Origin of the sequence: Psychromicrobium ferritrahens (assembly GCF_043789415.1) — a bacterium.
Classification (GTDB): domain Bacteria; phylum Actinomycetota; class Actinomycetes; order Actinomycetales; family Micrococcaceae; genus Renibacterium.
Map to the genome: position 1 here is coordinate 175,252 of NZ_JBDLLW010000001.1, position 13,234 is coordinate 188,485.

The 13,234-nt window shown below is 58.5% G+C and carries 13 protein-coding genes; 9 read left to right on the forward strand and 4 right to left on the reverse strand.

All coding sequences use genetic code 11. The features are described 5' to 3' along the window. Position 1 precedes the first annotated feature (1 nt). Positions 2-1,660: an FAD-binding dehydrogenase gene (locus ABDK06_RS00790; protein ID WP_394937931.1), complete on the reverse strand. Its 1,659-nt coding sequence runs from the start codon at positions 1,658-1,660 to the stop codon at positions 2-4. Positions 1,661-1,741: 81 nt separating this feature from the next. On the opposite strand from ABDK06_RS00790, the gene ABDK06_RS00795 reads away from it, so the two are divergent. After that, on the forward strand, positions 1,742-2,809 hold the full coding sequence (locus ABDK06_RS00795; protein ID WP_394940764.1) for a quinone-dependent dihydroorotate dehydrogenase: 1,068 nt from the start codon (positions 1,742-1,744) through the stop codon (positions 2,807-2,809). A 59-nt stretch (positions 2,810-2,868) separates the two neighbouring features. Here ABDK06_RS00795 and ABDK06_RS00800 read toward each other — a convergent pair whose 3' ends face one another. Next, the gene (locus ABDK06_RS00800; protein ID WP_394940765.1) at positions 2,869-3,459 is read right to left on the reverse strand and encodes a DUF3043 domain-containing protein; all 591 of its coding nucleotides are present in this window, start codon (positions 3,457-3,459) and stop codon (positions 2,869-2,871) included. 64 nt (positions 3,460-3,523) lie between these two features. On the opposite strand from ABDK06_RS00800, the gene ABDK06_RS00805 reads away from it, so the two are divergent. The 7 genes from ABDK06_RS00805 to ABDK06_RS00835 all read left to right on the forward strand — a co-directional run bounded on the left by ABDK06_RS00805 (position 3,524) and on the right by ABDK06_RS00835 (position 11,103). Continuing rightward, a complete protein-coding gene (locus ABDK06_RS00805) occupies positions 3,524-4,951 on the forward strand; it encodes a dipeptidase (RefSeq protein WP_394937933.1) in 1,428 nt (475 codons plus the stop codon). 60 nt (positions 4,952-5,011) lie between these two features. Then, the gene (locus tag ABDK06_RS00810; RefSeq protein ID WP_394937935.1) at positions 5,012-5,386 is read left to right on the forward strand and encodes a HesB/IscA family protein; all 375 of its coding nucleotides are present in this window, start codon (positions 5,012-5,014) and stop codon (positions 5,384-5,386) included. A gap of 229 nt (positions 5,387-5,615) precedes the next feature. Then, positions 5,616-6,488, forward strand: a complete 873-nt coding sequence (gene ctaC / locus ABDK06_RS00815; protein ID WP_394937937.1) for an aa3-type cytochrome oxidase subunit II — start codon at positions 5,616-5,618, stop codon at positions 6,486-6,488. Between the two features lie 12 nt (positions 6,489-6,500). Further along, positions 6,501-8,222: an aa3-type cytochrome oxidase subunit I gene (gene ctaD, locus ABDK06_RS00820; protein ID WP_394937939.1), complete on the forward strand. Its 1,722-nt coding sequence runs from the start codon at positions 6,501-6,503 to the stop codon at positions 8,220-8,222. Position 8,223: 1 nt separating this feature from the next. Continuing rightward, positions 8,224-8,625: a cytochrome c oxidase subunit 4 gene (locus ABDK06_RS00825; protein ID WP_394937941.1), complete on the forward strand. Its 402-nt coding sequence runs from the start codon at positions 8,224-8,226 to the stop codon at positions 8,623-8,625. Positions 8,626-9,469: 844 nt separating this feature from the next. Continuing rightward, on the forward strand, positions 9,470-10,159 hold the full coding sequence (locus ABDK06_RS00830; RefSeq protein ID WP_394937943.1) for a hypothetical protein: 690 nt from the start codon (positions 9,470-9,472) through the stop codon (positions 10,157-10,159). A 155-nt stretch (positions 10,160-10,314) separates the two neighbouring features. Further along, positions 10,315-11,103 carry a GntR family transcriptional regulator gene (locus ABDK06_RS00835; protein ID WP_394937945.1) on the forward strand — a complete coding sequence of 263 codons (789 nt, stop codon included), beginning with the start codon at positions 10,315-10,317 and terminating at the stop codon, positions 11,101-11,103. Between the two features lie 6 nt (positions 11,104-11,109). Here the strand turns inward: ABDK06_RS00835 and ABDK06_RS00840 are convergent, their stop codons facing one another. Together ABDK06_RS00840 and ABDK06_RS00845 are read right to left on the reverse strand one after the other, a co-directional pair. Next, a complete protein-coding gene (locus tag ABDK06_RS00840; protein WP_394937947.1) occupies positions 11,110-11,547 on the reverse strand; it encodes a VOC family protein in 438 nt (145 codons plus the stop codon). 98 nt (positions 11,548-11,645) lie between these two features. Beyond that, the gene (locus ABDK06_RS00845; RefSeq protein WP_394937949.1) at positions 11,646-12,572 is read right to left on the reverse strand and encodes an SDR family oxidoreductase; all 927 of its coding nucleotides are present in this window, start codon (positions 12,570-12,572) and stop codon (positions 11,646-11,648) included. A 61-nt stretch (positions 12,573-12,633) separates the two neighbouring features. On the opposite strand from ABDK06_RS00845, the gene ABDK06_RS00850 reads away from it, so the two are divergent. After that, the gene (locus ABDK06_RS00850) at positions 12,634-13,206 is read left to right on the forward strand and encodes a TetR/AcrR family transcriptional regulator (protein WP_394937951.1); all 573 of its coding nucleotides are present in this window, start codon (positions 12,634-12,636) and stop codon (positions 13,204-13,206) included. The last annotated feature ends 28 nt before the right edge of the window (positions 13,207-13,234 follow it).

The following is a 13,234-nucleotide window of genomic DNA, read 5'->3' on the forward strand; positions in this document are numbered from 1 at the left end:
CTCACCCGCAGGCTCGGGCGGCAGCTCGTCCCGCAGTGCGCCCGGAGAAGAGACAACCGCCTAGGAAGGTGCCCTCCAAAGCCCGATAGCCATGCACTCCACCGCCTCCGAAGCCAGCGGCCTCACCAGCGGCATAGAGACCATCAATCGGATCTCCATCGGTTCCGATCACCTGGCCGTCGAGATTTGTTTGGATTCCGCCCAAGGACTTACGGGTCAGAATCGAGAGCCTGACCGCGATCAGTGGGCCGTGTTCTTTGGCGAGCATCTGATGGGGTGGCACCACGCGCATGATCTTGTCGGTGGCGAATCGTCGAGCCTCTCGAATCGCATTGAGCTGGGTGTCCTTTCCTAAACCGGTGGCCACCTGACGATCCCGTGCCTCGATCATCTCCCGCAGCCTGGTCCCGCTGATCAGCTCTTCGCCGATCAAGGCATTCATTTTGACCGCCAACTCCTCCGGAGTGCCAGCCTGCAAGAAATCGACTCCGTGATCGAGGAAAGCCTGTACCGGAGCAGGTACACTGGTCATCGCGCGTTTCGCGAGGGCGGGAATGTCTTTACCCGTCAGATCGGGGTTCTGCTCCGAACCGGAGAGCGCAAATTCCTTGCCGATGATCGTTTTATTGAGCACGAACCAGGAATGCTGATAGCCGCTCGCCACGATGTGCCTGACCGAGCCGAGCGAGTCAAACCCCGGAAAGAGTGGCGTCGGAAGCTTCTTTCCCGTGGCGTCCAGCCACAGTGAGGAGGGCCCCGGTAAGATACGGATCCCATGCTTGGGCCAGATCGGATCCCAGTTGTGAATACCTTCTGGGTAATGCCACATCCGATCGGTATTGATCAGGGTGCCGCCGACTGATTCCACCGCGTCTTGGAATTCCCCATCGACTGAGGCTGGCACTCCAGAGATCAGGTAATCAGGTGCTTTGCCCTCGGGCCACTGCTCCCTGACCTTTCGGTGATTGCCGCCGATCCCACCGGTGGTGACCAGAACCACCTGAGCGGAGACGTCGAATTCACCGACTACCTTGCGGCTGCTCTGCTCGCCCCGAGCGACATCGGATGGTTCCAGGATTTCTCCCCGTACGCCGCTGATTCGCCCGGCGACGGAGACGAGCTCCGTGGCACGATGACGATAGAGTATTCGAACTTTTCCTTCGCTGACCCCTTCGGCGAGCTTAATCAGAAAAGGTGCCAAAATACCGGGGCCGGTGCCCCAGGTGATGTGGAACCGAGGAACCGAATTGCCGTGTCCTTCAGCGTCATAGCCGCCTCGTTCAGCCCATTGCACCAAGGGGAAGAACCGGACGCCCAGCGAATGCAGCCAGGTGCGTTTCTCGGTTGCCGCGAAATGCACATAGGCCTTGGCCCACTCTCGTGGCCAATAATCCTCGGGCCTATCGAAGTCCGCCGTGCCAAACCAGTCCGCCAAAGCGAGTTCCTCGGAATCCTTGACGCCCAGGTGCCGTTGCTCGGGGGAATCTACTAAGAACATTCCGCCGAAGGACCAGAATGCCTGGCCGCCAAGCGAGGCTTCGGGCTCCTGATCGAGCAAAATAACGTTGCGTCCGGCGTTATAGGCCTCGCAGGCCGCGACGATGCCGGCCAATCCTGCGCCAATAACAATGAGATCTGCTGAGTCCTGAGTGGCTGCCATATTTCATGCTAACCCCGCTCGGCGGTTCGCGAAGTCACCACCGGTTTGGCGATGCCGCTCAGGGGCAGGAAAATGAAGACCATGCGCTTTTACCCCACTTTCTTCCGTGTGGTCTTTTCCGGAATGGATGCCGAACGTGCCCATCGAATCGGCTTCGGCATGGTCAGGCTGGCAGATCGGCTGGGGGCAGGTGGAGTGCTGAGAAAACTCACTAAGCCTTCAGCAGAACTTCGAGTGCACGCACTCGGCCGGGTCTTCCCTTCGCCTTTCGGACTGGCCGCAGGCTTCGACAAAGAGGGGCACGGCATCCCGGCTCTCGCCAATCTTGGTTTCGGGCACGTCGAAGTGGGGACCATCACCGGGCAAGCCCAGCCAGGGAACCCGCAGCCACGGCTCTTTCGCTTGGTGCAGGACAGGGCGCTGATCAATCGGATGGGCTTCAACAACGACGGCGCGGCCTCGGTAGCGCCGCGCTTGCGGCACGCCAAACAGGTACTGGAACGCCGCTACCGGCAAGCACGGCCGGTGATCGGCGTCAATATCGGTAAGACCAAGAAAGTGGATCTTGCCGATGCTGTCGAGGACTATTTAGTCAGTACCCGGGAACTCGCTGCCATTGCGGACTACCTGGTGGTCAATGTTTCCTCTCCGAACACCCCCGGCCTTCGACTCTTGCAAGATGTCCGATCGTTGCGGCCCTTGCTCAGCGAGGTCAGTAACGCTGCGCTGGAAGCGGCCGGACACCGGGTTCCCCTGTTGGTGAAGATAGCCCCGGATCTCTCCGATGCGGATATCGATGCGGTGACCGAGTTGGCTCTTGAGCTTCAATTGGACGGGATCATCTGCACCAATACAACCATTACCCGGCAGGGGCTGAGCACCGAGCCAGAGAAGGTGATGGAACTCGGCGTCGGGGGTCTTTCGGGAGCACCGCTCAAAGCCCGTTCCCTGGCCGTGCTGCGCAGGGTGAAAGCAGCGGCGGGGGAGTCATTGACCATTATCTCCGTCGGCGGAGTTGAGACGGCGGAAGATGTTCAGCAGCGGCTGGACGCCGGGGCGACTCTGGTGCAGGGGTACACCGCGTTCCTCTACGAGGGGCCGTTCTGGGTCTCGAAGATCAACCGAGATCTACTCAAGCTCCGCAAGTAGCCAGCCCTCCGGAAAACCAGCGAAAACAGGCGAGGCGCTCAGCGCGTTCGAGCAGTTTTTCAGTCGAGCTTCTGGCCGCGCTTGACTTGCGGTTTGGGCAACCGCAGACGGCGGAACTGCAGGGATCTCATGGTCGCATACCAGACGACGCCTTGATCGACGGTGCCGAATTTCGCGATCAGCCGCTTTTTGAGCCGGCGACCCATGAAGATCGAGTCGATCACCACCGCGACGACCATCAGCCAGAAGATGATGAAGGTCACCGAGACCAAAGAGGCATCGGGGAAGAAAAGGGTCAGCACCACAATGGCCAGGGCGATGAACATCACGAATTCGCCCAGATTAGTGCGGACGTCGACGAAATCACGAGCAAAGCGCTTTTGCGGGCCTTTGTCCCGGAACGGAAGAAACCTCTCGTCGCCGGTATCCAGCGCGGCACGAGTCTTCAGCTGAGCCTCCCGGCGGGCTTCCCGGTCCGCTACCCGTGCAGCTGAACGGTCATTGGGCACCAGCGGGCGCTTGCGTGCGGCTTCCTGCTCCTTACGGCTAGGAGTGGGCGCGCCCTTACCCGCACGCGGATCTGCTTTCTCAGTCGACTTCGCTGATTGATCCGCTACGGTCTCGGTTGCTTCTTTATTTCTTCCAAACACCTCTCCAGGATACCCGTTGCGCAGCGCCTTGGACTCATCGAGAACGGGCGGTAAGGTTCGGACCATGACCAGCAATCCTTTTTCTGATGGTTTAGCAGCCATCGTTGCCAATCAGCCCGATCGTGAGACCATTGCCGCTCTGCGACATGAGGTCCACTCAGATTTCCCGCAGACGGTGAGTGATTTGATCGAACTCGCCAAAATCCCTGGGATCGCCTGGGACGCTTTTGACGCCGCTGAACTGGACCGCAGCGCTGCGGCGGTCGCGGCACTGATTCGTACCGTGGGTGTCGATGAAGTACAGATCCTGCGCGAGCAGAAAGCCGACGGCACCCCGGGCGGCCCGGCGGTGGTCGCTCGAAAGCTCGCCAAGGCCGGAAAGCCGACAGTGCTGCTCTATGCCCATCATGATGTGCAGCCGCCCGGCGAAGAAGCTCTCTGGAACTCAAGTCCTTTTATGCCGGTCGAGAAGGACGGCAGGCTCTGGGGTCGCGGAGTGGCCGATGACAAGGCTGGGGTGCTCGCGCACATCGCCTCACTGCGTGCGGTGACAAAGGTGCTGGGCGAAGATTTCGGCGTCGGCGTGACGCTCTTCATCGAAGGTGAGGAAGAAGCCGGTTCCCCGACCTTCCACGATTTCCTGACCGCACATCAGGATCTGCTTCGTACGGATGTCATTGTGGTGGCTGATTCCAGCAACTGGAAAGTCGGTGTTCCAGCCCTGACTACGAGCCTGCGCGGCCTCGTGGACGGCAGCATTGAAGTTCAGGTCCTGGAGCATGCTGTCCATTCCGGGATGTTCGGCGGTCCGATCCTGGACGCTCCCACCCAGCTGGCCCGGCTGATCGCGACCCTTCACACCGAGGAGGGTGCGGTGGCAATCGAAGGATTGCACACGGCGAATGAGCCATCGCTGGAATACCCGGAAGCAGATTTCCGGGCTGATGCTTCGGTGCTCGAAGGCCTTGCGCTGGCCGGCAGCGGGAGTATCTCGAGTCGGCTGTGGTCGCAACCGGCACTGTCCATCATCGGATTCGATGCTCCTCCAGTGGCCACCAGCTCCAATACCATCCAGCCCCGAGCAACGGCGAAATTCAGTCTGCGGCTGGCTCCCGGCCAGGATCCAGCCGAGGCGATGGAGGCAGTGCGCCGTCATCTGGAGCGCCATACGCCCTCGACGGCCAAGGTGACTCTCATCCCGGGAGAACAGGGGAGTGCTTTTGCCGCTGATACCTCAGCACCGGTAGCACAGGCCATGTTGTGGGCTCTTGGTACCTCGTGGGGCGTCGCTCCAGTGGAGTCCGGGATGGGCGGTTCGATTCCCTTTATCGCAGATCTCACGGAGCTGTTTCCCGCCGCGCAGATCCTGATCACCGGGGTGGAGGATCCTGATTCACGGGCGCATAGCGCCAATGAATCGCTGCACTTGGGGGATTTTGAAAAAGCCGTGCTCGCAGAAGCACTGCTGCTCAGCAGATTGAATCTGAGCTGAATCATTCAGCGTTCCGGGAACATCCCCGGGGGAAGGCGGGTTGAGAGTATTATGGACACTATGACGACCACAACTGAAACCTCTCCAGAGACGGCAGCTGAGCTGCCCACCCACGCAGTGGCGTTGAGCGATGTGGCCGCGGACAAGGTCCGCAGCCTGCTCGAGCAGGAAGGTCGGACCGATCTACGTCTGCGCGTCGCAGTCCAGCCCGGCGGTTGCTCAGGGCTGATCTACCAGCTTTATTTCGACGAGCGCATCCTCGACGGTGACGCCGTTCGAGATTTCGACGGCGTCGAGGTCGTGGTGGACAAGATGAGCGTTCCTTATCTGGAAGGCGCGAGCATCGACTTCGAGGACACCATCTCGAAGCAGGGCTTCACCATCGACAATCCGAATGCCAGCGGCTCCTGTGCCTGCGGAGATTCGTTCCACTAAGCGCAAATAACAGCACCCAGAATGGCCCGGTTTAACCGGGCCATTCTGCTGTCTTGGCCGGTTCGAACGCCGCGCCAGACACAGTGTGCGCAAAAAGTTCCCGAGCGCGGTAAGCTCTAAGGGAATACTCTCTACACGCAGTAGTAGAGCACAAGATTTAGTACGGTAATGAGCACAGAAAGCGGCTGCGGATTCAACGCCCGGCCAGCTATAAAAGGAAGGGCCGTCTGTGAGTTCGCAGCACCGAACCGGCAGCCGACGCGCTAAAGTCCTCGCTGTTTCAGCAGTGGGAATCGCTAGCGCACTGGTCTTGTCGGCATGTACCCCGGAGATGAAAAACGGCTGGTTGCCGACAGAGCCGGGTGTCACGAACCATACCGGTACAGTCATCACCCTGTGGGTGAATTCCTGGATCGCAGCCCTCGCGGTTGGCGTGATCACCTGGGGCCTGATTATCTGGTGCATCATTGCTTACCGTCGTCGCAAGGGAACCACCGGTTACCCCAAGCAGATTTCTTATAACCTTCCGCTGGAGATCTTTTACTTAACCATTCCGCTCTTCATGGTTCTGGTGTTCTTCTTCTTCACCGACCAGGATCAGCAGAAGCTCGATGCCCGGGTGGACAATCCCGGTGTCTCCATCGATGTGCGTGGTAAGCAGTGGGCCTGGGACTTCAACTATCTGGCCGGCAATGACGTCAAAGAAGCCGTCTACGAGGGCGGCGTTCAGGCACATCTGAACGGCGATCCGATTGACAAGGACAAGCTGCCTACTCTGTATTTGCCGATCAACCAGAGCGTTGAACTGCAGCTGAACTCTCGCGACGTCATTCACTCTTTCTGGGTTCCGGCCTTCCTGCAAAAGCGGGATATGGTCCCCGGCAAGACGAACTACATCAACTTCACTCCCACTCAGTTGGGAACCTTCGATGGTAAATGCGCTGAACTCTGCGGTGAGTACCACTCGGAAATGCTCTTCCGAGTCAAGGTGGTCACCGAGGAGGAGTTCCAGGCTCATCTGAAGCAACTTAAAGAAGCTGGATACACCGGTAGCCTCGGTAGCGAGTACGACCGCAATCCCAATCTGAACGAGAAGAAATAGGGGTCCGGACAGGTGACTACGACCTACGAAAGCCCAGCGATTGAAGAATCGCCGAGCGAAGAACGTGTTGTACCGATCTCCAAGGGGCGCGTTGTCGTCAATTGGATTACGTCAACGGATCACAAGACGATCGGCTACATGTACCTGATCGCTTCGTTCATCTTCTTCTGCTTCGGCGGTGTGATGGCACTGTTGATCCGTGCCGAGCTCTTTGAACCGGGGATGCAGATCCTGCAGACCAAAGAGCAGTACAACCAGCTCTTCACCATGCACGGCACGGTGATGTTACTGATGTTCGCTACTCCGCTGTTCGCAGGCTTCGCCAATGCGATCATGCCACTGCAGATCGGCGCCCCTGACGTCGCCTTCCCGCGGTTGAACGCTCTGGCCTTCTGGTTCTTCCTCTTCGGTAGCACCATCGCGGTGTCGGGCTTCATCACCCCACAGGGTGCGGCTTCCTTCGGTTGGTTCGCTTATGCGCCGCTCTCAAATACCACCTTCACACCGGGTATCGGCGGCGACCTCTGGGTCTTCGGCCTAGCGCTGTCAGGCTTCGGCACCATCTTGGGTGCGGTGAACTTCATCACCACGGTGATCTGTATGCGAGCCCCTGGTATGACGATGTGGCGGATGCCGATCTTCACCTGGAACGTTCTGGTCACCTCCATCCTGGTGCTGATGGCCTTCCCACCGTTGGCTGCCGCGTTGTTCGCGCTGGGTGCCGATCGACGCTTCGGCGCGCATATCTTCGACCCGGAAAACGGTGGTGCGATCCTCTGGCAGCACCTCTTCTGGTTCTTCGGTCACCCCGAGGTGTATATCATCGCCCTGCCGTTCTTCGGCATCGTCTCTGAGATCTTCCCGGTCTTCAGCCGAAAACCGATCTTCGGCTACAAGGGCCTGGTCTACGCCACGATCGGCATCGCCGCCCTTTCTGTGACCGTCTGGGCGCACCACATGTATGTCACCGGATCAGTGCTGCTGCCTTTCTTCTCCTTCATGACCATGCTGATCGCGGTGCCGACCGGGGTGAAGTTCTTCAACTGGATAGGCACCATGTGGCGAGGTTCATTGACCTTCGAAACGCCCATGCTGTGGAGCATCGGCTTCCTGGTCACCTTCCTCTTCGGCGGTCTGACCGGCATCATCCTGTCCTCACCGCCACTGGACTTCCACGTCTCGGACACTTACTTCGTGGTCGCGCACTTCCACTATGTGGTCTTCGGCACCGTGGTGTTCGCAATGTTCGCCGGCTTCTACTTCTGGTGGCCAAAGTGGACCGGCAAGATGCTCAACGAGCGGCTCGGCAAGATTCACTTCTGGTTGCTCTTCCTGGGCTTCCACGGCACCTTCTTGATCCAGCACTGGCTCGGCGTGCTCGGCATGCCCCGCCGTTACGCGGATTACTTGCCCGAAGACGGCTTCACCTGGATGAACCAGTTCTCCACCATCTCCTCCTTCGTGCTCGGCGCTTCGCTGATCCCGTTCTTCTGGAATGTCTACATCACTTGGCGCTCCAAGAAGAAGGTGGAAGTTGATGATCCGTGGGGCTTCGGGGCTTCACTGGAATGGGCGACGTCGTGCCCGCCACCGCGGCACAACTTCACCTCGATTCCCAGAATTCGTTCAGAGCGGCCAGCCTTGGACCTGCACCATCCGGAGCTGTCTCAGGCCTATACTCCCAATACTCCGGTGGCCGCCGTGTTCGGACCGGCTGACCAGAAGGACGCATAAAGTGAAACTGGAATCGCGACTCTTCGGAATCGGTGCTTTCTTCTTCGTCCCAGTGGCGGTCATCTATGGCTTCCTGACCAACTGGGATGAGTGGGTGGGCATCCTCGGTATCCTCTTAGTCGGTGGTTTGGCCGGCATGATCGGTTTCTACCTGGCGTTCACGGCTCGTCGGGTCGGAATGCGCCCTGAGGACCGCAATAACGGTGAAATCCATGAAGGCGCGGGGGAGCAGGGCCACTTCAGCCCCTGGAGCTGGTGGCCGCTGGTACTCGGTGCTTCCTGCGCTACCGCTTTCCTCGGCCTGGCCGTCGGCTGGTGGATTGTTTTCATCGCTGCCGGTATGGCAGTGATCGCTCTGGTCGGTTGGGTTTTCGAATACAGCCGCGGAGATCACGCACACTAAGTTAGTTAAATGCGGGAGGGGCAGACATTTGTCTGCCCCTCCCGCATTTAACAGATGTTAATATCTGCTTCTCGGTAGGTTCAAACCTGCTTGAATCCAGCGCAAAATGCTCCTAGTACTGATTCTTCAGTTCTGTCTGAAGGGTGGTTAGTCAAGTTTTGTTGGAAATTTTGTTGGAAGTTGTTGGAAGCTTCGACTAAGCCCCCGAAACATTAAAAAGAGAAGATATAATCGAATGGAGTTCTAAAAAGAAACTTATTTCTCATTTACAAAGAAGGCTGGATTAGTGTCAAATAAATTAAAGCAAAAAATACCTTTAAAAAAGGGATTAATCACATTAGCCACCGCGATACTTGCTTTTACTGGACTTCTGATCGCACCAGCAAACGCAAACGCGGCTGCTGGAAATATTCTCCCGCCTTTTACCGTCGGTGAAACATGGAATGTTTGTGAAGGTTATCCAGGTGAAACAGCGGTTTATTCTTACACAATAAGGTTGACCTTCGGTTCAACTTGCAATGCCTCAAGCAGTACCGGCAAAGCAGTAAGAGCTCCGGAAAGCGGCACGGTTTACTCGACCAACTCCGATGATGGGTCCGTTTGCGTCAATGCTGATTCTGGTAGGAGCTTTCAGTTACGATACCTCAATTACTTGGTGAGTCCTGGCTCGGCTGTCTCGGCTGGCCAAAAGCTTGGCACGGTAGCTTCCGCTGGCCAGGTAGGAAACAACGGTATTGCGAGCATCCAATTACAGACCTGGTCATCACACGGGTGCCCTGCTGCGGTTGAAGGTGGCATTCCCTTTGACTCAGCCCACGGAACTCAGATCTGTGGTGCTCCAGATATGCCCTCTGAGGGTCCTGGTACTAATGGAGTTTGGAGTGGTACCACTTTCACCGGACAGAATTGCGGCACTCCTTTAGGTGTCGACACGATCGCCTTCCAGGCGAATACCGGCATTCTTTGGTCGACCGGTCCAGCGGGCATTCAGAATCTCGGTTTAGGCATGATGGCCGGTACTAGTCCTTCTCTCGCAAAACTCGCCAATGGCCAATACATCATTGCTTTTCAATCCAATAATGGACAACTGTGGACCACAGGCGCCGGCGGCACGAAGAACTGGGGACTCGGAATCCGAGCGGGTACCAGCCCCTCTGTGACCGCAGTAGGCAACGACTACCAAATCGCCTTCCAGTCGGATACTGGTCTGTGGACGGCCGGTGCCGGTGGCACTATCCGACACAACCTCGGACTCAAAGCAGGCACCAGCCCCTCCAACACCACGTTGGCCAATGGATCAACAATTACCGCTTTCCAGTCCGCTGACGGAGTCTTGTGGACTGTCGGTCCTGACGGCGTCAAAAACTGGGGACTCGGAATCCGAGCGGGTACCAGCCCCTCTGTGACCGCAGTAGGCAACGACTATCGGGTCGCTTTCCAGTCGGATACTGGTCTGTGGACGGCCGGTGCCGGTGGCACTATCCGACACAACCTCGGACTCAAAGCAGGCACCAGCCCCTCCGGAGGACACTAACCGGATATAGAACGAAAGACAGCAGCGGGCTCGGCGAACTTTATCAGGAGATCTGAAAGAAAGTCGCTGGGCCCGCTGTCTTGATGTCTCAGTGCCTAGGTGCTGTGCTGTTCCTTGCAGTTAGGCTTGAGTTATTACAATCGCAGAGGAGAGGAATGACGTTGGCTGCATCAGCTGATGCTATTTCGGGTGAGATCGACCGTGAGTCGAAGACGCCTCTCTACCAGCAACTGATGGCGATCCTGCGTGATTATGTTTCTCAGCGAGGCACCCAGACCACTCCGATCCCCTCTGAACGAGATATTGCGGCTCGTTTCGGACTGGCCAGGATGACCGTTCGGCAGGCCATTGATGCTTTGGTCGCAGCAGAGGTCTTGGACCGGGTAGTGGGACTGGGAACTTTTGTGCATCGCAGCAAAGTCGACCTTCAGGTCAAACTCACGTCCTACTCGGAAGAAATGCAACGCCGCGGCATGGTGCCGGACGCCAAGGTACTGGATTTCGAACTGGTTCCGGCCGGAGCTGGCATCGCCCGCGAACTCCAGCTCCAAGAGGGCCAGCTCGTGGTGCGCTTCAGGCGGCTGCTGCTCGCCGATGGAGCACCGATGAGCGTGGACGAGAACTTCATCCCCGGCTACCGGGTGCCGGGGATTACCGATGGCCCGCCACCGACCTCTTTGTACAACGTACTGGGGGAGCGCTACGGACTGGTGATGGAGTGGGGCGAAGATATGATCGAAGCCGCCGCAGCGGCACCCACCATTGCCAGACTGCTCAAGGTCGAGAACGGTGCCCCGCTCTTGAAGATTCAACGGCATGCCTTCGTCTCAGGCATCGTAGTGGACTATTCAGTCTCCTACTATCGGGCAGACCGCTATAAGTTATGGGTCCCGCTGCAGCGACCCGGCGCTCGTGCGGCAAGGCCCTATGCCCGACGTCGTTGATTCAATTCAGGCTTTTCTCAGTTCTTCGGCGAACATCACCAGGATTCCGCTCGGACCGCGAAGATAGGTGAGCTTGTAGATGTCGGAGTAGGTAGCCACACCTCGTAGTGGATAGCATCCATGTTTTGCAGCGATCTCAAGGGCCTGATCGATATTGTCTACCGAGAACGCCACCCGGTGCATCCCAATATCATTGGGAAGAGCTGGCTTTGTCTCGATCGCTTCAGGATGGATGTACTCGAAGAGTTCAAGCTGACCATGACCGTCCGGGGTTTGGAGCATCGCGATCTTGGCGTGGTTTCCATCCAGCCCGACGGCGGTGTCGGTCCACTCACCGCTCACCGTGTCACGGCCAATGACAGTCAGACCGAGATCCGTGAAAAAGGCGATGGTCGCTTCGAGATCGCGAACGGCGATTCCGACATTCTCAAGTTTGATGGCCATACGGTGAAAGCTACCAAGACAGAGCGATTAACTCCAGTGTCTCGGCCGTCAGCCGGTGCAATAGACCTTCGTCCCGGAGCAGGATGAGAACCGGGGAGTCAGGCCGAAAGAGTCGGGTAACCTCCGGCATCGAGCTCCTCGATCAGGCTGGGGTGTGTGGGCTGCCAATTGAATTTCTGCCGGGTGATTGCACTCGAGGAGGGCTGATCCACCGCAAAGATGGCACCGAGGAAGCCGAAGCTCTCTGCGGGCACGGCCTCAATGGGAACTCCGAGTTTCCGGCCGATAGCCTCAGCCATGGCGATCATGGTCACGCCCTGATCGGCCACTGCGTGCAGCACCGTACCGGGAGCGGCTTCCTCCAGGGCGAGTCGGAAGAGCCGAGCGGCGTCGAGGGTGTGCACCGCTGGCCAGCGCTGGCTGCCGTCGCCCAGGTAACCGGAGACCCCGGTGCGCTGCGCGGCGTCAATGAGTATCGAGGCGAAGCCGTACCCTTTGCCTCGTGCGTGCACCGAACGCGGCAGCCGTACTACCGAGGAACGGACGCCCTCGGTCGCCAGTTCCAGCACGGTCCTGGCATTGCGTCCACGGCCTCCCAAAGGGCCGTCGGTGGACATCGGATCGTCTTCCGTCGATGCTCTGCCCGGCACGGCCGGAGTTCCGGAGGCGATGACCAGAGGCTTATCGGTGCCTCTGAGGGCGGCTGCGAAGGCTTCTACTGCGAGAGTCTCCTCCGCCATCGCCCGATCGAAATTCTCGAAATCATTACTGAACGCCAGATGGATCACACCATCGGACTGCTCTGCTCCGTGGCGCAGGACTTCCGGATCGCTCAGATCGCCCCGCAGCACGGCACCGCCAAGATCGGTCAGCGCCTGGGCAGAGCGATCGGAACGCGCTAAACCAAGAACCTGATGACCTGCGGCGATCAATTCGGGGACGACGGCGGAACCGATTCCACCGGTGGCGCCTGTGACGAATACTCGCATGATGAACTCCTGATAGTGATGGGACTTGTGTCCCATCACTATAGCACCCTGATGGGACACAAGTCCCATCACTGCCGATGATTGCTAGACTTGAACCATGCCACGTTGGGAGCCCGATAGCCGTGAACGGCTTGTTGCCTCCGCGCTGCAGCTTTTTTCGGAGCAAGGTTATGACAACACGACGGTTGCCGAGATCGCCAAACAGGCCGGCTTGACCCGGAGCACCTTCTTCAGGCACTTTCCCGATAAGCGAGAAGTTCTGGCTGCCGGGCAAGAGACCCTCTCCAGGCTCCTTCATGAGGGCATCTCCTCAGCGCCACCGGAGAGCTCCGCACTGACCGCGGTGATCGCAGGTTTAGAACTCGCCGCGAGCAACCTGACTCCTTTCAACCGGGAACTGGGGCCGCAGCTGCACGCTATTGTGGAGAGCAGCGTCGAACTCCGGGAGCGCTATCAGCTCAAGCAATTGGGGTTCGCCACGTCGATGAGCGAGGCCTTGCGCAAGCGAGGGGTGCGCGAGGTGGTAGCTCGGCTCGCCGCCGAAGTGGGGGTTCTCGCTTTCAACGACGCCTATGAGCGCTGGATCGAGAAGGACAACCAGCAGGAACTCAACGAATTGCTTCGGGCTGCTGTGCAGCGACTCCGCATCGCTTTCACCGAGCTCGATTGAGACTCCAGGCTCCACGCCCTCGCGCGCA